Source organism: Prevotella sp. oral taxon 299 str. F0039 (genome assembly GCF_000163055.2).
Taxonomy (GTDB): Bacteria; Bacteroidota; Bacteroidia; order Bacteroidales; family Bacteroidaceae; genus Prevotella.
In genome coordinates, this window is sequence record NC_022124.1 from 273,745 (window position 1) to 300,127 (window position 26,383).

A 26,383-nucleotide genomic window follows, 5' to 3' on the forward strand; every position below is an offset into this window, starting at 1 on the left:
ATATGCTTACTCCTTATTCAATATTCCGAAAAATAAAAACAAAACAATACGACATTGCCCCGCAAAGGCAGGTTCATTAAATTAGAAAAGTATGAAAACAAAAAGATTAATTGCAGCTATGATGATAGCTTCATCATCTGTTGTCGGTATGGCACAAACGCAGTTAGAATCTGGAATCGACCTCACTAACATGGATTTAACTGCAAATCCTGCAACCGATTTTTATCAATATGCAACTGGTGGATGGCAAAAAAAGCATCCATTACCTGCTGCTTATTCTCGTTATGGTAGCTTCGATCAACTTCAAGAAGATAACAATAAGCGCATAAATGATATCTTGAGTGACCTGCTTAAGAACACTTATGCAGAAGGAAGTATTGAAAGAAAGTTGAGCGACTTCTACAAATTGGCGATGGACTCAACACGCAGAGATAAAGAAGGTGTTGCTCCTGTAACTCCATTGTTAAAGAAAATCGACGCATTGAAGAGCGTTCCCGAGTTCATAAAGCTACAAATGCAATATGCAGCGTTTTCATTTGGCGTGCCTTTTGACGCAAGTTTCAATGCCGATGAGCGCAATGCTTCGATGAACATACTTTATCTTTATCAAGGAGGACTTACCCTTGGACAAAAGGAATACTATCTAGATAAAGACAAAGCAACAGTAGATATTCGTGAAGCTTATAAGAAACATATTGTTAAAATGTTCCAACTCTTCGGCTTTAATGCTGCTCAAGCAAAGGCAAAAGGCGAGGCTGTACTTCGTTTTGAAACTGCTCTTGCAAAGTTTTCAAAGAGTAGTACTGAGCTAAGAGATGTGGAAGCGAACTACAACAAGATGACTTTTGCTCAGTTTAAGGCTAAATATCCAAACCTACCTGTTGAGGCTTTGCTCAATGCAGAGGGTATTAAATCGGCTTATTTCCAAACTCTTGTTGTCGGACAACCAGCCTTCTTCGCTGGCTTAAACAAGTTGGTTACAACATGGAACCTAGCAGATCGCAAAGCATATATGCAGTGGAGTGTTATCAATAGCTCAACAGGTTATTTGAGTAGTGCAGTAGAAGCAGAGCATTTCGACTTCTTTGGCAAGACAATGCGTGGAAAAAAAGAAAATTTCCCATTGTGGAAGCGTTCTACTTCACAAGTAGAAGCGGTGATGGGAGAGGCACTTGGACGTATCTATTGCGAGCGTTTCTTCCCCGCTTCGTCTAAAACTCGTATGGAAGAGTTGGTGAAGAACCTACAAATTGCATTGGCTGAACGTATTAAAGAACAAGACTGGATGACCGCAAAGACTAAAGAAGCGGCTCTAGACAAATTGAATTCGTTCTATGTAAAGATTGGTTATCCTAAAAAATGGAAAGACATGTCGGGATTAACCATCAAGCCATCATCGTCATATTACGATAATGTAATGCAATGTGTGCTCTACTGGAACAACAAAACAATTGAAGAAAAGGCAGGCAAACCTGTTGATAAAGACGAGTGGTTGATGACTCCTCAAACTGTAAATGCATATTATAACCCAACCACAAACGAGATCTGTTTCCCTGCAGGTATCCTTCAAAGACCTTTCTTTGACCCCAAAGCAGACGACGCTTTCAACTATGGTGCGATCGGAGTAGTGATTGGTCATGAGATGACTCACGGCTTTGATGATCAAGGAAGACACTATGATAAGAATGGAAACATGAGCGATTGGTGGACAGCAGACGATGCAAAGAACTTCGATGCACGTGCAACCGATTACGCAAACTTCTTCTCTAATATCAAAGTGTTGCCCGACTTGAATGCTAACGGACGTTTCACTCTTGGCGAAAACCTTGCCGATCATGGTGGTCTTGAAGTGGCTTTCGCTGCTTTCGAAAATGTAAATAAGAAAGAAAATCTACCTGTTATCGATGGTTTAACACCCGAACAACGTTTCTTCGTTGCTTATTCTGGTGTGTGGGCAGGTAACATTACAGAGAAAGAAATACGCAGTAGAACAAAGAGCGACCCTCACTCTCTTGGTCAATGGCGTGTTAATGGTGCTCTTCCTCACATCAATGCTTGGTATAAAGCCTTTGGAGTAAAAGACGGAGATGCGCTTTTCTTGCCTGAAAGTAAACGCTTGAAATTGTGGTAAATCACCCCTAATTTTAGCTAAAACAATACAAGAAGTTCTTCACTGGCTATGTGGCTGGCGAAGAACTTCTGCTTTTTTATATCATAATCTCTGCTTAGGAAGGAGGGGAAAAGTGCCTAATGAGAGGTTGAAAGTTCGTCAAGCTATCTCTATTCTTCTGGTAAATAAAACTCATTTACCCACTTCCTTCAATCTTATATTGTTCCATCTACCATCTCGCTTTTATCCTTTTGAAAATCAAGAGCAATCGAAGCTAAAAGAATGCTTATTGTTTTTACCTTGTAAAAGCAATGATATTGCCCGGTAAAAGCATTGCAATTAGTAATCAAAGTCAATGTTATTACAGGTGAAAAGCATAGCTTTTAGAAACGATGTAAAATGTTGTTGTTAAGTAACATTAGCGTCGCAAATCGAAAAATGTCAGTTTTTTTTCGTAAGTTTGCACATTAGAAGGTCACTATTTAGACGTAGAAAAACAAAGAAAAGAAACCTTTTCTTGAGCTCACAAACGTATTGCAGAGTCCAACTCGTTTTCTTTTAGCACAAAACAAATAACAAATTAAGACAAAAACATTGATATGCGACCACTAGAATTGCTTGCCCCTGCAAAGAATTTAGAAACAGGTATTGCCGCCATAGAGCATGGTGCAGATGCCATTTACATAGGTGCAGAGCAGCTAGGAGCACGTTCGGCAGCAGGAAACTCAGTAGAAGACATTGCCCAATTGTGCCAATATGCTAAGCAGTTCGGTGTGAAAGTGTATGTAACCCTTAATGTTATTGTTTACGAACACGAGATAGATTATTGCCAAAAGCTCATCACACAGCTTTATAATGCAGGTGTCGACGCTCTAATTGTACAAGATATGGGCGTGTTAAAAATGGATATTCCGCCCATAGAGCTACATGCTTCCACTCAAACCGATAACAGAACGGCAGACAAAGTGTCGTGGCTTAAATCCTTAGGTTTTGCTCGTGTGGTGCTAGCTCGTGAACTTTCGCTCGACGCCATCAAAGCCATTCACAAACAAGAGCCTGATGTTGAGCTAGAAGTATTTGTGCATGGAGCCCTTTGTGTGAGCTATTCAGGTGTGTGTTATGTATCTCAGCATAGCTTTGGACGCAGTGCAAACAGAGGAGAATGTGCTCAATTCTGTCGTATGAGCTTTGATCTTGTAGACTCAGACGATAGAGAAATAGAACATCAACGACACCTTTTGTCGCTTAAAGACATGTGTCGTATCAACGAATTAGAACAACTTGCCGATGCAGGAGCAACATCGTTCAAGATAGAAGGACGACTAAAAGACGTGTCATACGTTAAGAATGTTGTTTCAGCTTATCGCAAAAAGTTAGATAAAGTGATTGCGGCTCACCCCGAAAAGTATTGCCGTGCATCGCTAGGAGTAGTGAAACACAGCTTCGACCCCAATCTCAATAAAACCTTTAATCGAGGTTTTACCACCTATTTCTTGCATCAACGAGACAACAAAATCGCTTCGTTCGACACCCCCAAAGCCATTGGTGAGCCAGTGGGAAAGGTGAAAGACGTGCGCAATAACTATTTTGTGGTGGCAGGAGTAGCATCGTTTGCCAATGGAGATGGCTTGTGTTTTATGAACAACGACAACAAGTTAGAGGGCTTTAGGGTGAATAGAGTAGAGGGAAATAAGCTCTTTCCATTTAAAATGCCACGTGATTTAAAGTCGGGAGTTTATCTCTTTAGAAACAACGACGAGGCATTTGAAAAGGTATTGTCAAAGCCCACAGCAGTGCGTAAGATTGCTCTTTCAATGCAGTTTGCCACCACTTCAGGTGGGTTTGCACTCACCTTGCAGGCGGAAGGCTATGACACTGCGAGAGTGGAGCGTGACTTTCAGCACGAAGCGGCACGACAAAACCAGTATGACAACATTGTAAAACAATTGTCGAAACTAGGTAATACCATCTTCGAAGCAGGCAAAATCGATATAGAACACGAAGCGCAAAGTCTTTTTGTTCCATCTAGTTTGCTCGCAGATATGCGTCGTGAGGCTCTAGAACAATTCAAACCACACGACAATAGACGATTAAGACAAAAAGCAAAAGTAAGTGGTTGCAGTGTAAATCTGCAATGGCAAAAAGAATATAAGGCATTCCCTTACACCTATAACATTGCCAACAGCTTGGCAACAACCTTCTATAAAGAACAGGGTTTGAAAGATCCTGAAGAGGCATTTGAGGTGAAAGGTGACAAAAATGTGCCCCAATCGTTATTGATGCAGTGCAAACATTGCATTCGATATTCGTTAGGTCACTGTGTGGTTCATGGTGGGGTGGCTCCTAAATGGAAAGAGCCATTGTATTTGAAGCTATCCGATGGACGCAAATTTAGACTGCAATTCGATTGCTCACAATGTCAAATGAACATCTATGCAAATAGTTAAGAAAATATCAAATAAGGCATCTTTGTTATTGTTTTTATTGGTGTTGCTTTGTAGTTCGTGCTATCATCAAAACACAAAGAATATCAATGAAAACCTATTGGATAGTGTTGGGCAGAATGATAGCTCACATTTTAAATCCGTACATCATTATAGTCAGAACTATAACTTTGTGGTTAAAGCCGATTCTTTGGTACTTTCTAAACAACAACCCGAAGAAACATTGTCGGATTTGCAGTCAGATTCGCTGGTGGTATATAAGAATAATCATTTGGTTGTGGCAGATATTCGCATTATGTCTGTGGATAGTATCGATTCAGTATGGGTGCAAGTGGCTCGAGATCAGCAAACTTTTGGCTGGATACACGAGAGCAAACTTCTTCCAAATGTAGTGCCCGACGACCCTATATCGCTATTTATATCCACCTTTTCAGATATCCATCTTTTGGTATTCTTAGTGATTATAGTACTCATCTCGGTGTATTATATCATGCGAAAGCTATTGAGTGGCAGTCTACCTATCGTGCATCTGCGGGATATTAATTCTATTTATCCCACCTTGTTAGTGCTTTTAGTGGCTACATCGGCAACCTTTTATGCCTCAATTCAGCTCTTTTCACCTCAAATTTGGCATCATTTCTACTTTCACCCGACGCTTAATCCTTTTTCAGTTCCATTGCCTTTAAACCTTTTCTTACTATCTATTTGGGCAATATTATTAATTGGTTTGGCAGCGATAGACGATGTTCGCCACCTTTTACCCTTAGGCGATGCAGTGTTGTATCTATGCGGTTTAGCAGCAGTGTGTGCCGTTAACTATATCGTCTTTAGTGTTTCTACTTTGTATTACATAGGTTATCCACTTCTTATATTATATGTTTATTGGGCAATAAAACGCTATATCAAGATGCCAAGAATAAAGTTTGTGTGTGGAAACTGCGGTATGCCACTCGAAAAAAATAAACGTTGTAAGCACTGCGGCGCATTAAATGAGGAGTAAATCAGGGTGTAACATCCTCATAAAATAGGATCTTTTTAGAGGGTTAAATCACTTATTATCAGTAATATCCTCATAAAATAGGATTTTATAAAGTATGGTATTTTTGTAATTTTGCACCCATATTATATAAACAAAAATATTATTATATGCTTAATTCCATTTTATTATTAGCAAATCTCATTGGGGCAGGCATCCCTAATGAAATGGATACAACTGTTTTTAGGACTGTTGGACTTAACGAAGTTACTATCGTTGAATTAAAAAAGAGTAAAGAGAATCTCGCAACTAATTCTGTTTCAGTTGTTGATAGTGGCTTTATCAAGCATCATGAATTACAAAGTCTTACAGAGTTAACAGCTGTTGTTCCTAACTTCTACATGCCCGAATATGGCTCAAAGCAAAACACTCCAGTTTATATTCGTGGTGTTGGAGCTAAGACAAAGGGCTCTGCTGTAGGCTTTTATGTTGATGGAATACCTCATTTTGAGAACTCTTCATTCGATGTAGACATGTCTAATGTGGCTTCTGTAATGGTATTTCGTGGTCCACAAGGTACCCTTTATGGACGTAATGCTATAGGAGGAATTATCGATGTCAGTACAATTTCTCCTTTAGTATATCAAGGAACACAGTTCAAATTGGGTTATGGTAGTCATAATGACGCTTTATTTCAGTTCTCACACTATGACAAGTTAGGCTCTAAAGTGGGCTATTCTGTGGCAGGAGGATATCATTATAACGATGGCTTTCATCGCAATATATTCACCAATCAATATGCCGATCAGTTGAAAGATGCTTATGGACGTGTGGGGTTGATGTGGCTATTGAATAATAAATGGTTTCTTCGTGTTAATTCAATGCTCGACTATTCTAATCAAGGAGGATATCCTTATGGCAAATATAACCGTCTAACTGGTGAAACTGAAGCTGTTAATTACAATCGATATAGCAGCTATCGTCGTCTACTTTCAACCTCAGGACTCAACATTCGCTATGCGGGTGAGAACGTAAGTTTTAGTAGTCAGACAGCATTCCAATATATACGAGATCGACAAGGCATTGACCAAGACTTTACAGCAAACGATACATACTTTGTAAAGAACCGCTTAATGCAAACCATGTTGAGCCAAGAATTCATCTTAAAGTCGAATAATAACTCACGATACCAATGGCTTTGGGGTGCTTTTGCAATGACTCAGCATATCAATAATACGGTAGAAACACAATATATCACTAAAGATAATGCCTTTCCAACGAACTATCGAATTCCAGTTAATGCACTTGCATTGTATCACCAATCAATAATTAAATTGTTTTCGGGCTTTAGTTTCATTGCAGGGTTGCGTTGGGATTATGAACATTCGACCCTTAATTACTTGAGAGAGACCTACCAATTAAGTACAAATGGGGCACGTAAAGAGGTGAAGAACGTTAATAGTTCATTGCATTTTAATCAAATAACGCCTAAATTTGCCTTGCAATATCAAGACGAACGCAATAATAATACCTATTATTTCTCTGTAACTAGAGGCTATAAGGCAGGTGGTTTCAATCAAACTTTCCAAAAAGAAGAAGAGACAAGCTATGATCCTGAATACAATTGGAACTACGAATTGGGCGGAAAAATGAATATATTGAAAGATAAACTCTATGCAGAAGCGTCACTTTATTATATCGACTGGCGTAAACAACAAGTGAATCAAACTGTTCCAGGCGTTGGAAATGTCATTCATAATGCAGGACATTCGAGCAGTAAAGGATTTGAATTGGCTTTGAATAGCTCGCCTTTGAAGAACTTAAACATTGCTATTTCGTATGGATATACCTATGCAAAGTTCATAGAATATCAGAAATCGGCAAAATTAAACTATTCGGGTAATATGCTTCCAATGGTTCCTCGCAACACATTGTCATGCTCGGCAAGTTACACTTTATATCCTTCTCGCACCCCATTTATCGACAAAATCGTGTTAACTGCAGGTTTAACAGGACTCGGAAAGATATATTGGGCAGAGGATAATGAGGTTGCTCAGAACTTTTATGCATTGCTAAACGCTAAGATAAGCATAACAAGTGGAATATTTACATGGGAATGTTGGGGTAAAAATATTACCGATACGCATTATAATGTATATTGTTTCAAGTCGTCTGCAGACTATGCTCAAGTTGGAAAACCAGCTTATTTTGGTACTTCTTTGCTTGTTAAATTCTAATGAATAGATGAATTCAAACCACACAGAATATATCAATCGGCATCAAGGGAACGTCTTTACGCTTTGTACTTTCTTTTGTTTGTACATTGCACAAGCCGTTCCCTCGAGCTTTCTTTCAACGGCATTACAAGTGTTAATGCGTGAGAATAACTTCTCATTAACCACTATTGGACTCTTACAATTAGTGAAACTGCCTTGGATTATCAAGTTTCTTTGGGCGCCAATGGTCGACAGACGATGTGTAACAGTAAACGATTATAAGCGCACCATCATTGTTTCTGAGTTGATATATGCTGCACTTTTACTTACAATAGGCTTCTTGCACGTTTCAACCGATATTTATTTTATCATTTTTTTAGTAGTGCTTTCACTTGTAACATCAGGCACTCAAGACGTTGCTACCGATGCTTTAGCAGTGCTAACTTTCAAGAAAAGCGATAAAAGTATGGTGAATAGCATGCAATCTATGGGTAGTTTTGGAGGAGCATTGCTAGGAGGTGGAGTGCTATTAATGGCTCTACATCGCTATGGTTGGCAAACCGTTTTACCCTTTTTATCCATCTTTGTGCTTATCGCCTTATTGCCATTGCTTTTCAATAAGAATCTTACTATCAGTGAGAAAGCCCAAGAAACAAAGGCAAAGAAAGTCGATTTTCTTTGGTTTTTCACCCAGAAAGGCATTTGGAAGCAAATCATTTTCCTTGTAATATACTATGCTGGAATCTTCGGTACCTTATCTCTTTTGCGCTCATTCCTTGTAGACCATGGCTATAATATGAAGGAAATAGGCTTGATTAGTGGTGTATTAGGAACTGGAGTAGCCTTTTTTGCATCGTGGGGAGCAGGCTTTTTTGTGCGAAAATATGGAGTTTTCAAAGCCAGAATCGCCTTTGCGTGCGTTATTCTCATCACCACCCTCTACTTTTTCTTAATGCTTTCCGACACCATCACAACGCTTCGGGTTTGCATTGGTGTTGCTCTTTTGTGGGCAACTTACGGCATGTGCACCATAGTAGTGTATGTTTCGTCGATGGAAAGGGTACGACCTGGTAGAGAAGGAACCGACTTTACCATTCAAACAGTTATCACACACCTTAGCGGAATGATGATGGCTGTGGTCTCAGGAGCCATTGCTCAGCACTATGGTTACCGCCTTTTCTTTGCCTTTGAGATAGCAATTGCGCTAGCATCTCTTGTTTATATTCTCTTAGTTTTCAAGCAGAAGGAAACCAATAATGAACGAACAAGTAATTAAAAAATATAATATTCCCGTTCCAAGATACACGAGTTATCCGCCAGCAAACTACTTTAAAGAGCTCAACGACACCGACTATCTCTCGGCAGTAGATGCTTCTAACGATGCAAATAGAAACCATGTGTCTTTTTATTTGCATATTCCTTATTGCAATCATCTATGCCATTATTGCGGATGTAACTCGTATGCGATGGCAAAAGGACAACAAGTAGATAAGTATGTAGAGGCTTTACATCGTGAAATAGATATCGTTGCGGCTCACATCGACAAAGCCAATAGACGCATATCTCAAATTCATTATGGTGGAGGAAGTCCCACATCACTGCCCATTCACTATGTTAAAGAGTTAAATGAGCACATGTTATCGTTGATGCCCACCATCGAAAAACCCGAGATAGCCATTGAGTGTCATCCAGGATATCTCAATGAAAGCGATTGGAATGCATTGTGCGAATGTGGCTTTACACGTTATAGTTTGGGCATACAAGATTTCAATAACGATGTATTAAAGGCAGTAAACCGACTCCCTTCGCTTCTTCCTGTATCCGAAATACTTTCTATTTTAAGAGCACATCAAGCCACAATCAATATGGATTTCTTGTTTGGTTTGCCCTTACAAACCCCTGAAAGCTTCGAAAAAACAATGCAAATGGCAGTAGAAATGCAGCCCGACCGCCTCGTAACCTTTAGTTATGGACACGTTCCATGGGTACATAAGCGTCAATTAATACTCGAGAAGCTTGGCTTACCCACTGCAGATGTAAAGCAAGATATGATGAACCGTGCTATTAACGTATTGCATTCAGCAGGTTATAGAAGTATTGGTATGGACCATTTTGTAAAGCCTAACGACGAACTAAGTGTAGCATTAGATTCTAAACAGCTACATCGTAACTTCCAAGGTTATTGCACTCTGCGCACAACTGGGCAGGTTTACGCCTTTGGAGTAACGGGAATCAGTCAGCTAGGCAATGCTTATGCGCAAAATGGACGCAATATTTCGAAGTATATTGATTCGATATTAAATGACAACAATTTAGATATTGAACGAGGATATATCCTCTCTTCGCAAGAACAAGTGGTGCGAGAAGTGATCGAAACCATGATGTGTAACAACGAGATAGAGTGGAATAAACTTTCAAAAGAATTGAATTTATCGGTAGAAAGCATACAAGCCACCCTAAACTATGATGTACTTAAATTGCAAGAGATGGCGAACGATGGTTTAATAACCATGACAGAACAGGGCATAAGCATGACAACAAGTGGCTCACCATTCGTTAGAAACGTTGTAGCTTTGCTCGATCCGTTGATGAAAAACAATAACAAACAATATTCAAAGCCTATTTAAATGAACATAGAACGAAAAGAATATACGAAAGATATTGTTGTGATTGGGGCTGGCATAACAGGCTTAACCACTGCTTATTGGTTGAAAAAAGGAGGAAAAGACGTTGAGGTGCTTGAGAAAGAAGAGCGTTTTGGCGGTCAAATTCATACCTTTCACGTTGATGGTTACTTGTTCGAAAGCGGACCAAATACAGGTGTTTTATCATCTCCAGAGGCGGTAGAACTGTTCAATAGCATTGCAGCCGATTGCCAAGTGGATATTGCTCGCAGTTCGGCTAAACGCAGATTGGTTTGGAAAAAAGACAGCTTTACAGTCCTTCCCACCTCTCTTTCAACTGCAATAACAACGCCCTTGTTTACAACTTACGACAAGTTGCGTATCTTAGGAGAGCCTTTCAGAGCAAAAGGCAGTGATCCTAACGAGTCAGTAGCCGACATGGTGAAGAGAAGACTGGGCAAATCGTATTATAATTACGCCGTAGATCCATTCATTGCAGGCATCTATGCAGGCGATCCCACAAAGCTCATCACTCGCTATGCCTTACCAAAGCTCTATCAATTAGAGCAAAACTATGGTAGTTTTATACGTGGAGCGATCAAGAAAGCCAAAGAGAAAAAGACTGAAAGAGAGCGTCTTGCCACTAAAGATGTATTTTCTCCCAGTCACGGAATGGAGCAAATTATTAAGGCTTTAGCCAAGAATATTGGTGAAAAAAATATTGTTCTTGGAGCCAATAATCTTAGTGTTGCGCCCCAAGAGGATGGCTCTTATTCAGTGACCTATACCAATTCGCAAGGCAATGAGTGTGTGGTTAGAGCTAATAAGGTCATTACAACTTGTGGAGCTTACGCCCTTCCGCAAGTCCTTCCCTTTGTAACTGAGAAAGAAAAGCAGGCACTTAGTAATTTAACTTATGCGCCAGTGGTTCAGGTGGGCGTTGGAATTAAGTATGTAAACAACCGCACATTGAATGCATTTGGAGGCTTAGTGCCCACTATTGAACGGCAAAAGCTACTCGGAGTGTTGTTTACTTCGGCTTGTTTCGATAACCGTGCGCCCCAAAATAGCACCACGTTGTCGTTTTTCTTGGGTGGAATGAAAGATCAAGATATGGTGAATAAAAGCGATGAAGAGATTGTTTCGCTTGTGAAAGACGCTATTCATCGTATGCTAAAAGTGCCCAATGACATTGAAATAGAGGCGATAAAGATTTCGAGACATCAACGAGCAATACCTCAATATTGGGCAAATACAGAAGAAAGAATAAAGGCTGTGCAAGCTGTTGAACAACGATATAAAGGCTTAATTGTGGCTGGAAACCTTCGAGATGGTATCGGAGTAGCTGACAGAATTAAGCAAGGAACGTTGGTTGCACAAAGTATTTTAGGGTGAATTTGAACTTTTTCAAGTTCACCTTTTTTCGTTCTTCTCTTGCAATAGCATAGCTTTTAAAAAAGCATTCATTCGTTTGGATAGATAATTGAAAAGTAATACTTTTGCAAAATAAAGACAGATTTATATAGAAGAATGAGTAAAAACACCGAATTAGATATACTTCCATTACCATTTTTTAATGAAACAGAGCACCCAACTCTTATAGCTGGACCATGTAGTGCAGAAACTTTAGAACAAGTTTTGCAAACTGCTCATGAGCTAAAACAAATGGGTTGCCGTGTGTTTCGTGCAGGAGTGTGGAAGCCCCGCACCAAACCTGGAGGCTTTGAGGGTAATGGTTGCAAAGCACTTCCTTGGATTTTAGAAGCTAAAAGGCAAACAGACATGCTCACAGCAGTAGAAGTTGCCACCCCAGAACATGTGGAACAGGCTTTGAAATACGAGGTCGATATATTGTGGATTGGCGCAAGAACCACCACTAATCCATTCGCAGTGCAAGCCATAGCCGATGCACTGGAAGGCAATAAAGATATTTGTTTGTTGGTGAAAAACCCTATAAATCCCGACATAGAGCTATGGATTGGAGCTTTAGAGCGTTTCAATCGTGCAGGAATAAAGCATTTAGCAGCTGTTCATAGAGGCTTTTCGAGCTATCAAAGTCAAACCTATCGCAACCTGCCTATGTGGCAAATTCCCATCGAGTTGCGTAGAAGAATACCGCAATTGCCCATCATTTGCGACCCAAGTCACATCGGTGGAAAGCGCAATCTCATAGCACCTCTTTCGCAACAAGCCCTCGATTTAGGTTTCGATGGATTGATGATTGAAAGTCATTGCAACCCAACCGAGGCGTGGAGTGATGCTGCTCAGCAGGTTACCCCTTGCCAATTGCAAGATATTATCAATGGTTTGGTGTTGCGAAACAATTGCGACATCACTGAAGATATTCATTTATTGCGCACCCAAATAGACGAACTCGATAAACAATTGTTGCACCTATTGGCAGAACGAATGGGCATTTCGAGGCAGATTGGTAAGTATAAGAAAGAGAAGAAGATGACTGTTTTACAGACACTTCGATATAAAGAACTGCTCGATAGCAGATGTGCTCAAGGCAAAGCGATGGGGCTTAACGATGAGTTTGTTACCAAAATATTCGAAGCTGTGCACGAAGAAAGTATCGAACAGCAAATGTTATAGACCCTATCCTCAATCCCTTTATTTTAGGCACATTATAGAGTTGTCTTGTAAAAGCATTGCTATTGCATCTCAATAGCGATGCTTTTGCATGTTAATAGCATTCCTTTTGCAAGTAAAAAGCAATGCTTTTGTTTTGTGATTTATTTACAATTAAAATATAATATCTTGTTAATAAGTCTATAATTATACAATCTTGCGTTGTAAGAAAAATGCAAAAATAAGGCATAAAACTTCGATTTACACCATATTAATATGCAATAAAGCCCGAAAAAGCACGTTATAGCTAGTGTATATACATTTTTTCTGAGTTTTATGATCGAATATATCAAAGGAGATTTAGCAGAGATTACACCCGCTTTAGCCGTTATTGAGACTGCAGGTGTGGGCTATGCTTTAAATATTTCGTTAACAACATATAGCGCAATACAAGGTAAAGAAGAAGTAAAACTTTATGTTCACGAGGCTTTAGTTACAGGGGGTAGAGACGATTCTTACACCCTTTATGGCTTTGCAACAAAGCAAGAACGAGAGCTTTATCGTCTTCTTATCACCGTTTCGGGCGTTGGTGCCAATACTGCTCGCATGATTTTGTCGTCTATCTCGCCTGCCGAATTGTGCAACGTGATAGCTAGTGGCGACGAAAGAATGTTGAAAAGCGTGAAAGGTATTGGCTTAAAAACAGCGCAGCGCATTATTGTTGACTTGAAAGATAAGATATTATCGAGCGGTATTGCTACCGAGTTTAAGGTAGGAAACGACTCGAATGCAACCATAGATTCAGCCGTGAAAGACGAAGCTGTGGGTGCTTTAACGATGTTAGGATTCTCTCCTGCACCTTCAGCTAAAGTGGTTTCAGAGATATTAAAGAACGAACCTACATTGCCAGTAGAGCAAGTTGTTAAGCTAGCTCTTAAACAAATTAAATGAGAAAACTAAGGTATTCTTCGATAACAGTTGTAGCTATGCTTGTTTTGAGTATAGCTGCTTATGCTGTATCTATGCCTTTAGCTCAACGACCACACACAAAAAAGCCACAGAAAAAGACTGAAACAACAACCCCAAAGTTGCCGAAACCCAATGCGATCAAGGCGCAACCCATTATTGCAAACGATGATACCATACCAGATTCGCTACTTCATTCTCGTTGGAAAATACAGAAAACAACTCCATTAAGCGAACAAGACTTGTCTAAAAACGCAATGGATTTGAACGTTCCAGCCAATGTTAAGCCCACTATTACATACAACGACACTATCGGTCGCTATATTATCGGTGCAAAGATGGGCGGATCTTATATAACAGCTCCAATCATGATGGGTAGTGACGAGTATATGAAATGGAGCGAAAAGAAAGTAATGGCGGACTTTTTCCGTAAGAAAAACGACGAAATTTACCAACAAAAGGGTAAAGAAAAGTTCGATTTCACCAACATGCACTTTGATCTTGGTCCTGCAGAGAAGATCTTTGGTCCTGGAGGAGTGGTGATAAAAACACAGGGTTCTACTGAAGTGAAGTTTGGAGCAACCGTTAAAAACATCGAAAACCCATCGTTGCCCATTCGTAATAGAAAAACAACTAAGTTCGATTTTGAAGAAAAAATCAATCTAAGTGTTAACGGAAAGGTGGGCGATAAGGTCAATCTTAACCTCAATTACAATACCGATGCTACCTTTGATTTCGATGCTCAGAACCTCAAACTCAAGTATGATGGTAAGGAAGATGAAATCATTAAGTTGGTAGAAGCAGGTAATGTGTCGTTCCCAGCCAATTCTTCTTTGATAAAAGGAGCAAGTTCTTTGTTTGGTATTCGCACCGACATGCAATTCGGAAAGCTTAAACTTCAGATGGTTGCGTCGCAAAAGAAGTCGACAACTAAAAGCGTTTCGTCGAGAGGAGGGGTGCAATTAACTCCCTTTGAGATAGATGCTGCCAATTATGAAGAAAATAAACACTTCTTTCTTTCAAAGTATTTCCACGACAAATACGACGAGGGTATGCGCTCGTTGCCTAACCTTTTAACAGGAATAAAAATCAATAGAGTAGAGGTTTGGGTAACAAACAGACAAGGAAACACCAACAACACCCGTGATATTATTGCCCTTACCGACCTTGGAGAGAACCAAAGTGTGAGCAATAGTATATGGACCACCACTGCAATGGCAGTGCCTTCGAACAATGCTAACACCGAATATGGAGCTATGGTGTCTACTTATTCAGCGGCAAGAGACATCAATCAAACCACAACAGTGTTAGAAGGTATTCCTAATTTCATTGCAGGTAACGACTATGAAAAGCTTGAAAGCGCACGATTACTAACCTCGAGCGAGTATGAAGTGAATACTGCTTTGGGCTATATCTCATTGAAAACCAATTTAACTACCGACCAAGTGTTGGCAGTTGCATACGAATACACCTACGGAGGCGTTACTTATCAGGTGGGAGAGTTCGCAAGTGACGTTACAACAGATACGAGTAAAGCTTTGTTTGTGAAGTCTTTGAAGAACACAGACAATAACCCTTCGCAAGGAAACTGGCGTTTGATGATGAAAAACGTTTATGCCATAGCATCGAGCATCGAGCGTGATAAGTTCAAGTTAGACGTGAAATATCAAAGCGACACCACTGGTGTTTATCTTACATATATTCCTGAACAGCAGGTTAAAAGCACTCCTCTTATCCGCTTATTAGGCGCAGATCGATTGGATAATAACAATCGTCCGCACCCCAATGGCTACTTCGATTTCGTAGAAGGATTTACGGTTAACAACGGAAGAGTGTTCTTCCCCGTTACCGAACCTTTTGGAGATTATTTGTATAAGTATCTTGTTGCAAAGGGAGTTAGTGCGGCAAAGGCTCAGAAATACGCCTTTACTGAGTTGTATGACTCAACTAAAACGGTTGCAAAACAAATAGCCGAGAAAGATAAGTTTATGCTTATGGGACAATATCGAGGCACTAATGCAAACGTAATTAGTTTGGGAGCATTCAACGTACCACAAGGTTCTGTGGTGGTAACTGCAGGCGGTGTTACCCTAAGAGAAGGCACAGATTATAGCGTTGACTATAATTCTGGAGAAGTAACGATATTAAATCAAAGTATTATAGACGCTGGAACAGCTGTAAATGTGTCGTTAGAAAGCAACACAGACTTTGCTCAACAGCGCAAAACGATGTTTGGTTTGAATTGGGAATACAACTTCTCTAAAGACTTTCAACTAAGCGGAACGCTACAACATCTATCAGAACAAGCTCTTACAACCAAAGTAAATATGGGATCAGAGCCTTTAAATAACACTTTATGGGGTGTGAATGTCACTTGGAAAAAGGAAAGTCAATGGCTTACAAATATGCTCGATAAATTGCCTTTTGTACGTCTTACACAACCTTCTTATATCTCTTTTAAAGGCGAATTTGCCCACTTAATAGCAGGACAAAGCCACAATACACAAGACAATGCCTCGTATCTTGATGATTTTGAAAATACAAAAAGCACTATAGATATTAGCTCTCCATCGTCTTGGGTGATATCTTCTGTGCCCTCAACTCTACCCGAACAGGCAGATAGAACAACTCTTGCGAGTGGTTATAACCGCTCTTTAATGGCATGGTATAACATCGATCCGCTCTTTACTCGTCGTAGTAGTTCGCTAACTCCATCACATATCAAAGGCGATTTGAATCAGCTTTCAAACCATTATGTGCGTGAGGTGTATGCAAGAGAATTGTTCCCTAATCGCAATCAGAATAGTTATAGCGGCTCATTGTCTACTTTACCCATTCTAAACATCGCTTATTATCCTAGCGAACGTGGTCCTTATAACTTTACTACCGACCTCAATAGCGACGGAACTCTAAAACAACCTGAACGTCGTTGGGCTGGTATGATGCGTCGATTAGATACCAGTGACTTTGAAACTGCAAACATTGAATATGTCGAATTTTGGATGCTTGACCCCTTCTTGTATAGCAATAAGCAGGCAAATGCGTCAGATTATGGTGGTGACTTCTATATCAACCTGGGTGAAATAAGCGAAGATATCTTACGAGATGGTAAGAAATTCTATGAAAGCGGTATGCCTGTTGATGGCTCAAATAGCTTTACAACAACTCAATGGGGAAAGATTCCGAACCAAGCAACCACAACTTATGCATTCGCAACAAGCAGTGGTTCGAGAGCACTTCAAGACGTTGGATACAATGGTTTGACTGATAAAGAGGAGCAATCGTTCTCTTCTTACCAATCATTCCTTAACGGGGTGCGTTCTATTGTCACACCTGCTGTGTTAGATTCTATACAAAACGACCCTGCAAACGATAATTATCACTATTTCAGAGGATCGGATTTTGATCGTATTCAGGCTCCTATTTTGTATCGATATAAGCGCATTAATAACCCACAAGGAAACTCTCCAGACTCTGATTCACGCAATGAAAGCTATGACACTTCATACAAAACGACTCCAGACGTTGAGGATATCAATCAAGACTACACCTTGAATGAGTATGAAAAGTATTACCAATACCGCATATCTTTGCGTCCTTCGGACATGATTGTGGGTCGAAACTTCATCGTAGACAAGCGAGAAGCATCGCCAAAGCTCCAAAATGGACAAGAAGAGCATGTTACTTGGTATCAATTCCGTATTCCAGTGCGTGAGTTTGAACGTCGAGTTGGCGGAATAAACGATTTCACTAGTATTCGATTTATGCGTATGTTTCTCACCAATTTCAAGAAACCTATCGTTATTCGCATGGGAAATCTCAACCTTGTGCGTGGAGATTGGAGAGTGTATGAGCAGAACTTAGATAACGTTGCGGGTTCTGGTAGAATGAATGTAAGTGCTGTTAGCATCGAAGAAAACAATGATAAAGAGCCTGTAAACTATATTCTTCCACCAGGAATACGCCGTGGACAAGACCCAACTCAACCACAATTGGTAGAGAACAATGAGCAAGCTTTGGATATTGTAGTAAACAATTTGAGTCCCAATGAATCGAAAGCTGTTTATAAAAACGTATTTGTTGATGTTCGACAATATAATCGTTTGCAGCTATTTGCGCATGCTAATGCTTTTGAAAACAATGTAACTTCGCTCGAAGACAATCAACTTGCATTGTTTGTACGCTTAGGAAGCGACTATAAAAGCAACTACTATGAATATGAAATTCCTTTGAAACTCACTCCAAAGGGCAAATATAGCAGTAATTCTACCAACGATTCACGTATTGTTTGGCCAGAAGAAAACATGCTAGATATATCCTTATCTGCCTTAACCAACCTGAAAAAAGAGCGTAATATTGCCAAATCAGAGGGCAGAGCATCGTATAATCAACCCTATTCAACATACGATAGCGGTAAACCTAACAACAAACTCACTATCATGGGTAACCCTTCTTTGGGCGAAGTGAAGACCCTTATTATCGGAGTTCGTAACAAAGCGGGAGCCGTTAAGAGTGGAGAAGTGTGGGTAAATGAGCTTCGTTTGCGTGATTATAACAACAATGGAGGTTGGGCTGCACAAGGAAATTTGAACCTACAGTTATCTGATTTAGGTACAGTTAATATGCAAGGACGTTATGTTTCTGAAGGATTTGGAGGGCTAGAAGAAGGTGTTAATCAGCGAGCAAAAGACAATTCAAAGAACTATAGCATTACAACTAGCGTAGAGTTAGGTAAGTTCTTCCCTGAAAAAGCAAAGGTTTCGGCTCCTCTTTACTACTCTGTTACACATGAAGAGACCCGTCCTAAGTACAATCCGCTTGATACTGATCTTCTATTAAATGAGAGTTTAGAATCAACTAAGAATAAAGTAGAGCGTGATTCGATTGAAAGTATTGCAGTAACGAAGACAGTTAACACCAATTTCTCATTGTCTAATGTGCGTGTAGGCATTCAAAATCAACGCCATCCAATGCCTTATGACCCTGCAAACTTCACCTTTTCGTATAGTCATTCACATAGAAATACAACAGGACACACTACAGTTTATGAGAAAGAAGATAACTGGCGAGGTTCAATGAACTATAATTGGACTCCTGTTTATAAGCCTTTTGAACCATTTAAGAATATCAAGAATCGTTCAAAGTGGCTCGACTTGTTTCGCAGATTTGGCTTAAATTGGTTGCCACAGAGTGTTTCTTTTGGCTCAGAGATGGTTAGAAACTACTATGAATTGCAAGAAAGAGAGATGGAAACCTTATCTTCTACAGGGCTACCGCTCACTTTTAATCGCCAATTCTTATGGAATAGAGATTTTACATTACGTTGGGATTTAACGCAAAATATTCATTTTAATTTCCAAAGTGCTACCAATTCGGAGATTGAAGAGCCCTACACACCAGTGAATAAGGATCTTTATCCAGATCGTTACCATGCTTGGAAGGACTCAGTGTGGACAAGTATCAAGAAATTTGGAAAGCCTTTGAGTTACAATCAGTCATTAACACTTTCTTATCAGCTTCCTCTTAATCTTATTCCTGCATTTAATTGGATCAATAGTGATATTAGTTACAATGCCACTTACAATTGGACAAGAGGTAGTGAGACCACAAATGGGGCTTTTCTTGGTAACACAATTGTTAACACAAGGGTGCTAAATATCAATGGAACCTTTAACATGGAGCGTCTATATAATAACATTCCGTTCTTGAAAAAGGCAAATGATCGATTCAATAAGATGGCAAATCGCTCTGTAGAAAGAAAGAAAAAGATTGACGATAAGAAGCTTGTTAAAGATAAAAAAGATGCGAAAATAGAAGAACTGAAACGCAATCTTCCTAAGAATCAACGTAGTTTTGAGCAAGAAATAACATTGCTTCCCGACACAACCATACAAGTAGTGCACAGCAAAAACACCAAGCGTTTGATGGTAGTAGCACGTACTGAGAACGGAAAGCTATTTAAGTTGAAGTATAGAAAGATAGGCTCTAATGGCTTAAAGATCACCAATAAGGTAGATAGTGCGCAAAAGTTGAAGATCACCATCACACCAAAAGAACCTTTAGATAATAAGGATTGGTATAAAACAACACAAAGCTTAGCTCGTTTGTTGATGATGGTTCGCAATGTAAATATAAGCTATCGCAGTCAATATGGAATGGCATTGCCAGGTTTCCGTCCTACAATTGGAGCTGCATTTGGGCAAACTCGCAATATAGGAGTAATGTCTCCAGGTCTTGATTTCGCCTTTGGAGCCATCGACGACTCATATATTGATAAGGCATTACGTAACAATTGGTTGGTAGTGAATGATTCAATAGCAACACCTGCCACCACCAATAGTACCGAAGACCTACAAATTAGAGCCACATTAGAGCCTATAAAGAATTTAAAGATAGATTTACATGCAACTCGATTGACCAACAAAACGAAGAATATTCAATACATGTATGCAGGCAGACCCACAACAGAAAGCGGCTCATTCACCATGACAACGCTTGCTATTAAGTCGGCATTCGGCGGTAGTGGAAACGCTTCAAATGGCTATTATAGTGCTTCTTTCGATCGATTCTGTAACTCTTTAGATGCCTTCCGTGATAAAGTAGAGGCGCAATATGTGGGCAGTATCTACCCAAGTGGAACGATATATGCAGGTCAAACCTTTAATCCTACCAACGGAAGTGTGAACAAATACAGCTCAGATGTGCTTATTCCAGCCTTTCTTTCAAGCTATACAAGTAGCGGAAGAGGCTCTCTAAAGATATTCCCAACGCTTTCTCAGTTGTTACCCAACTGGACATTGCGTTACAGTGGCTTATCTCAATTGCCTTGGTTTAGAGATGTTTTCAAGAGTGTTAACATCAATCACAGCTATAAAAGCTTGTTTGCTATTGGCTCATACAGCTCGTTTAGTACTTATCAAGAATACATGAACGGACTCGGTTTCATTACAGATGCCACCACAAATGCGCCTGTTCCAAGTAGTAGATATAACGTATCGATGGTGAGTATCAATGAGTCGTTCTCGCCATTGCTGGGTGTTGATGTTACATTTAACAACAACTTAACAACTCGTTTAGAGTATCGTACTACCCGAGTACTAAGTCTAAGCACCACAAGTGTGCAGATTAACGAGGCAACAAGTAACGACTGGGTTTTGGGAATAGGTTATCGTATCAACGATTTTAAGCCCTTTGGATGGGGCGCACCCATACGAAAAAAGACTAAATCAAAGAGCAAAAACACTGCAAATGCAAATAACTCAGGTTCTAAAACCACATCGGGTGTAAACAATAACCTCAACCTTCGATTGGATGTTAGCTATCGAAAGCAAGCTGCAATCAGTAGAGATATCATGTCAAAGACAAGTAATGCGAGCATGGGTAACACCGCTTTCAAACTCAGTTTCATGGCAGATTACACCTTCTCACGCCTCATTACAATGAGTTTCTACTACGATCGACAAACCAATGTTCCGCTTTTGTCTAACAATAGCTATCCAACTACCACACAAGACTTTGGTTTGAGCATGAAATTCTCGCTCACTCGCTAACATCTTCCTGTGTAGATGGCAGGTAATGATTTGTTTTTTATAAAGAAGAAAGTCTTTCAATAAAATGCAATATGATTGAAAATGAATGTCATAAAAGGCATCATTTATTTATTTCTTGTTATATTTGTAACACGACAGCTATATACTTTTAATCTTCTAAACATAGAACAATGATGACACCAGTAAACTATATTACTCAAATAGAAATCGATTCGTTATGGGATAACAATAAACATATTGTGTGGGACCTTAACGAACGTGTGAATATATTAAGTGGAATAAATGGTGTTGGCAAAACAACCATTCTAAATAAGCTTATTAAGTGCATTCTAAACTTTAATAAAACAGGTGCTCTGCAACATCAAGGTGTAAGCCTAAAGGTTGTTCCGAACGATGCAAATACCATTCGTTTTGGTGTAATAAGGTCGTTCGATAAACCTCTTCCGCATGCAGATGAGCTGTTGCGTAACACGGGATTGTGGGTGAGTGAGCTTGATAAACAGCTTTATGAGCTACAAAGACAATATCTCAACTATCAGGTAAATATAGGCAATAAGATGATAGAAGTGTTGCAAAGTGGTTCTGCAACAGCCACAGAAGAGGCGCAACAGCTGGCACAACCTAAAACACTTTTCCAAAATATCATCGACAAATTGTTTGCCGACACAGGCAAAACCATTATTAGAACCGCAAATGAAGTACTCTTTAAGATGGGTAATCGTCAGTTAGATGTGCATTGCTTGTCGAGTGGAGAAAAGCAAATTTTGATTATTTTGCTCACCGTTTTGGTAGAGAACAACAAGTCTTTTATTCTTCTTATGGACGAGCCTGAAGCCAGTTTGCATGTAGATTGGCAACAACAACTCATTCAACTCATTTTGCAACTCAATCCCAATGTGCAAATAATTCTTTCTACACACTCTCCAGCAGTTATCATGAATGGTTGGATTGATTGTGTAACCGAGGTGAACGATATCGTGAAATAACCCTTTGAAGCATGGCTAGAACCCTTCTAAACAATATCAATAGCAACTATTTCAATGCGCTAAATGCTTTGAAAGGCAAGACACATAGGGAACGAATTGTGGCTTATGTAGAGAGTTATGATGATGTTTCTTTTTGGAGAAACATTCTCGATGCTTATGAAAACGATAAGCGTTATTTTGAAGTGATGTTGCCTTCGCATCAGAATTTAACCAAAGGTAAAAAGCAAGTCTTGGCAAATTTATTACAAGAGAATATGGGTGAACACATGATTGCGTGTGTAGATGCCGACTACGACTATCTTCTTCAAGGTGTAACTCCCACTTCTCGCACAGTGGTTAACAATGCTTTTGTGTTGCACACCTATGCTTATGCCATCGAAAACCTACAATGTTATGCCCCATCGTTGCATCGTTTGTGTGTAATGGCAACCCTCAACGATCGCAATTCATTTAATTTCGAGCAGTTTTTAGAAAGCTATTCAAGAATTATTTATCCTCTGTTTGTGTGGAATATATGGCATTATAGAAAGTTAAAGTATAAAGACTTTTCGATGAGCGACCTACTTTCGATTATTGATTTGGGCTCTATTGATTTGCGAAATGTATCGAAGAGCCTCGAACAAGTAGAGCTTAGAGTGAATAAAAAGGTGGAGAGTTTACAACAACATCTGCCCCATGCGCTAAAAGAATATGAGGAATTAAAAGAACAATTGCATCGGTTAGGCGTTAATAAAGACAACACCTACTTATATATACAAGGGCATTTCCTTTTTGATAATATTGTTTTGCCTTTGCTAAAGCAGGTGTGCGCTGAGTTAAGAACTGAGCGAGAACGAGAGATTATGCGTCGAGCTGTGCACGATGTACAATACAATAACGAGCTGTCGGGCTACAAACATAGTGTAGAAGATGTGCAACTGCTTTTAAAAAGAAATACAGGATTTATGCAAAGCGATATTTATCAAAGGATAAACGATGATGTGAGGCGAATATTAAAGATATAAATAGAGGTGTAATATAAAAAGAAAAATCCTTAGAACAACATGAGTTCTAAGGATTTTTTATGTTTACTTATTTATGTTGTCTACTTAATTATAGGCTATAAACAACACCTACGCTAAGAACAAGCTCGTTAGAACCACCAACAAGTTGGATTTTTGGTTCAGCATTTAGCTTAACTTTGTCGTTTAATTGATAGTCAACTCCACCACCAAGGTTTACACCTAGTTTACCAGTGCTTACGTTATTTGCACCTGCAAGCAAATTGTCAACGTGTGCAGTAGCATGTAAATAAGTTAAACCAGCAAGTGGATAAAGGGTAAAGCCGTTACCTACAGGGAAAAGATATTGTGCATTTGCGTTAAGATCCCATCCTGAAACGTTGTTTGTTTGGAAGTAATAGTTGAACGAAGCAGCTCCTCTAATTTCTTTAGTGAAGTTGTAACGACCTTGAACACCAAGACCAAAGTTACCAGAATCTGTTCTAAATAAACCGTGAACTCCAAGTTCTTGTGCGCTTGCAAAAGTGCTAACTAGTGCAAAAAACGCCATGAAAATAATTTTCTTCATTGTTTTTTGTTTTTAGGGGTTAAAAGTATTTATATATAAAAATATCATTTTTTATTGATTTTGTGATATTATCCTGTTGCTAATAATTAAGGAGAAATTTATAAATGTTACATTATAATTCTTCATTATTTCCTCAAAATTCGTTGCAAAGATACATATTTATATCTTATAAACAACTTTTTGTCTATATTTTTTATATAAATACTTTTTGTGAAGCAACATTTATGTTGCTAATAATCATGTTGTGTTGGATATTTATAATACTGATATTGCTAATTTATAGTTTATATCTTAATTATAACTATAAGAAAAAGAAAGCAGATCGCAGTGCTCTTTTTAGTGATGTTTTTTTCTATTGAAAAACAACATAAATAAGGTTATATCAAAAAAGCATTGCTTTTGGGTTACAATAGCAATGCTTTTAGCATGTAAACTCAGTGCTTTTATAAGGCAATAACACTGCTTTTACGTGTGAATGATATTTTCTTTATCTTTAGACTTGATGTTAAATCTTAAACAATACACCAAAACCTAGAATCATTTGGTTATAATGTCTAATTAGTTGAAACTTGGGATCGAAGTTCAATTTCATGTTGTTGTTAATTGAATAGTCGATTCCTCCTCCTAAGTTAATACCCAATTTGCTGTAGTTGCGTGTGTGATAAAAGGTTAAACCCGCAAGAGGGTAGAGGGTAAACTTGCTGCTTTTGGGGAACAAGTAGTGCACATCTGTATTGATATTCCATGCCCAACCTTCGTAGTTTGCAAAGAGATAGTCGAACGAAGCCGCTCCTCTAAATTGTTTTTCGAGCATTGTTCTACTTTTGATGCCTAACCCTAATTGATCTAAGTCGGTGCCATATACCATCTGACCGCCTACCTCTTATCCAAAAGCAAGGCTACTTGTGATGGCAAAAAGTACCATTAAAAGAAATTTTCTCATTATTGTTTATATTTGATTTTTTAGTTATATCACTTTTGTTCTCATTTCAAAGCAATGTGCTTTTTAATATATTGAGTAAACAAAATAATGCTTTTCTACATAATGCCCAATAGTTCTATATCGAAAATAAGGGTAGAATTAGCCGGAATACCAGGCTGAGAGAAGCGTCCGTAGCCACAGTTGGCAGGCAAATAAATCTCCCATCGGTCGCCAACCGACATGTGTCCAAGAGCAATAATCCAGCCTTCAATCAAGTCACTCAGCCGCATTGCCAATGGAGCACCACCTCTACTGCTGTCGAATTTCTTTCCATTGATGGTGTAACCAGAATAATGTGCGGTGATAATGTTGCGTGGAGTGGGGTGCTTATCGTTTTTTTCTGCACTTTTAATTACCTTATAATAAATGCCTTTTGCAAGTGGTTTCACTCCTTCTTCCTTACTCTTTTCTTCCAGCCAAGCAAGGTTTTTAGCTGCATATTCTTTTTTATTTGCCATTGTTATAATTGTATTCGCTGTTCACATCAAACAGATATTATTCACATTAATAACGACATTTTTTGTTGTTTTATTACTGTTTGATAGTGATATAAAGCAAAACCTTCTTTTATTATATGATAAAATAAAAGGTGGTTGTTATATTATAGTTCAGCTTCCTTGTCCCATTCGTCAAGTAGGTTCACTTTGTCCTCTCTATAAGGGCTATCTTCTTTTGTTGGTTTAACTAAGAAATAAAGTAGAATAGCCCCACCTATATAAGGAATCAAGCCAATGAAATAGTAAGTTCCTGGCTTGCCAATGTCGTGTAATCGGCGTACTGTTGCACATATAGAAGCAGGTAATATGCAGAGATAGAATAAGGCTAAGACTACAAGAAATAGTGTACCTGCTGTGCCATCGCTATGAGATCCTGTACCTACAGTGAGTATTGAGAAAGAAATAATCAATGCAAATGCAGCTAAAAAATTGAAGAGTGCGAAGTACCAATATTCACTTCTTGATGCAGTTCCTTTGAGTGTGAACGACTTTCTGAAACAGGTTTGAATAGATTCTGTAAATGTCATGATCGTGATTTTTTATTAATTAATAATTGTTTTTAAGTTCTAAATGGTTTAATCCTGTTATAAATCGTTTACAAAGGAAGGTTAACCCCTCTACATTTCGTTATAAGAAAGACCATTTATTGCGCAAAAATAACAAAAAAAACTAAAACCATCCAATTGAAAATCTACTAATTTCACATTTCTGTTCCTATTCTATTTCTAGAAAAACTCTATATCTTATCAAAGCTATCAAACCACATTTTATACAATACTTGCGTGTAATCGACAATCAAATGCTTTTCTTTCTCGTTGTAAAAGCATTGATATTGCAACCTAAAAGCAATGCAATTACCCTCTAAAAGCAATGCTTTTGGTGAATAAAG

Annotated in this window: 16 protein-coding genes; 12 read left to right on the forward strand and 4 right to left on the reverse strand. The window is 38.9% G+C overall.

All coding sequences use genetic code 11. The features are described from left to right. Positions 1 to 91 precede the first annotated feature (91 nt). From HMPREF0669_RS01090 to HMPREF0669_RS01145, 12 genes are all read left to right on the forward strand, one after another. Positions 92 to 2,131, forward strand: a complete 2,040-nt coding sequence (locus HMPREF0669_RS01090) for a M13 family metallopeptidase (RefSeq protein WP_009228901.1) — start codon at positions 92 to 94, stop codon at positions 2,129 to 2,131. Between the two features lie 578 nt (positions 2,132 to 2,709). Further along, positions 2,710 to 4,557, forward strand: a complete 1,848-nt coding sequence (locus HMPREF0669_RS01095) for a U32 family peptidase (protein ID WP_009228902.1) — start codon at positions 2,710 to 2,712, stop codon at positions 4,555 to 4,557. Then, on the forward strand, positions 4,544 to 5,554 hold the full coding sequence (locus tag HMPREF0669_RS01100) for a hypothetical protein (RefSeq protein ID WP_020967907.1): 1,011 nt from the start codon (positions 4,544 to 4,546) through the stop codon (positions 5,552 to 5,554). Before HMPREF0669_RS01095 ends, HMPREF0669_RS01100 begins: the two co-directional genes overlap by 14 nt. A 146-nt stretch (positions 5,555 to 5,700) precedes the next feature. After that, positions 5,701 to 7,767, forward strand: a complete 2,067-nt coding sequence (locus HMPREF0669_RS01105) for a TonB-dependent receptor (protein ID WP_009228904.1) — start codon at positions 5,701 to 5,703, stop codon at positions 7,765 to 7,767. A 7-nt stretch (positions 7,768 to 7,774) separates the two neighbouring features. Further along, positions 7,775 to 9,022: an MFS transporter gene (locus HMPREF0669_RS01110; protein WP_009228905.1), complete on the forward strand. Its 1,248-nt coding sequence runs from the start codon at positions 7,775 to 7,777 to the stop codon at positions 9,020 to 9,022. Next, positions 9,003 to 10,373, forward strand: a complete 1,371-nt coding sequence (gene hemN, locus HMPREF0669_RS01115; RefSeq protein WP_009228906.1) for an oxygen-independent coproporphyrinogen III oxidase — start codon at positions 9,003 to 9,005, stop codon at positions 10,371 to 10,373. Before HMPREF0669_RS01110 ends, hemN begins: the two co-directional genes overlap by 20 nt. Continuing rightward, on the forward strand, positions 10,374 to 11,765 hold the full coding sequence (hemG, locus tag HMPREF0669_RS01120) for a protoporphyrinogen oxidase (protein WP_009228907.1): 1,392 nt from the start codon (positions 10,374 to 10,376) through the stop codon (positions 11,763 to 11,765). It abuts the gene before it with no gap. A gap of 135 nt (positions 11,766 to 11,900) precedes the next feature. Further along, a complete protein-coding gene (locus tag HMPREF0669_RS01125) occupies positions 11,901 to 12,968 on the forward strand; it encodes a bifunctional 3-deoxy-7-phosphoheptulonate synthase/chorismate mutase type II (protein ID WP_009228908.1) in 1,068 nt (355 codons plus the stop codon). Positions 12,969 to 13,280: 312 nt separating this feature from the next. Then, positions 13,281 to 13,895, forward strand: a complete 615-nt coding sequence (ruvA, locus tag HMPREF0669_RS01130; RefSeq protein WP_009228909.1) for a Holliday junction branch migration protein RuvA — start codon at positions 13,281 to 13,283, stop codon at positions 13,893 to 13,895. After that, a complete protein-coding gene (gene sprA / locus HMPREF0669_RS01135) occupies positions 13,892 to 21,460 on the forward strand; it encodes a cell surface protein SprA (protein ID WP_044045461.1) in 7,569 nt (2,522 codons plus the stop codon). The genes ruvA and sprA overlap by 4 nt, the downstream gene beginning before the upstream one ends. A gap of 170 nt (positions 21,461 to 21,630) precedes the next feature. After that, positions 21,631 to 22,446: an AAA family ATPase gene (locus tag HMPREF0669_RS01140; RefSeq protein WP_009228911.1), complete on the forward strand. Its 816-nt coding sequence runs from the start codon at positions 21,631 to 21,633 to the stop codon at positions 22,444 to 22,446. Positions 22,447 to 22,457: 11 nt separating this feature from the next. Then, positions 22,458 to 23,450, forward strand: coding sequence for a DUF4435 domain-containing protein (locus HMPREF0669_RS01145; RefSeq protein WP_009228912.1), 993 nt, complete (start codon positions 22,458 to 22,460; stop codon positions 23,448 to 23,450). A gap of 88 nt (positions 23,451 to 23,538) precedes the next feature. On the opposite strand, the gene HMPREF0669_RS01150 is transcribed toward HMPREF0669_RS01145, so the two are convergent. The 4 genes from HMPREF0669_RS01150 to HMPREF0669_RS01165 form a co-directional block, all read right to left on the reverse strand. Continuing rightward, positions 23,539 to 24,015, reverse strand: a complete 477-nt coding sequence (locus HMPREF0669_RS01150; RefSeq protein WP_009228913.1) for an outer membrane protein — start codon at positions 24,013 to 24,015, stop codon at positions 23,539 to 23,541. 505 nt (positions 24,016 to 24,520) lie between these two features. After that, positions 24,521 to 24,883 (reverse strand): hypothetical protein, encoded by a 363-nt coding sequence (locus HMPREF0669_RS01155; protein ID WP_009228914.1) that lies wholly within the window; start codon positions 24,881 to 24,883, stop codon positions 24,521 to 24,523. Positions 24,884 to 25,053: 170 nt separating this feature from the next. Continuing rightward, positions 25,054 to 25,455, reverse strand: coding sequence for an FKBP-type peptidyl-prolyl cis-trans isomerase (locus tag HMPREF0669_RS01160; RefSeq protein WP_009228915.1), 402 nt, complete (start codon positions 25,453 to 25,455; stop codon positions 25,054 to 25,056). Positions 25,456 to 25,598: 143 nt separating this feature from the next. Beyond that, positions 25,599 to 26,021 (reverse strand): DUF805 domain-containing protein, encoded by a 423-nt coding sequence (locus HMPREF0669_RS01165; RefSeq protein ID WP_009228916.1) that lies wholly within the window; start codon positions 26,019 to 26,021, stop codon positions 25,599 to 25,601. Positions 26,022 to 26,383 lie beyond the last annotated feature (362 nt).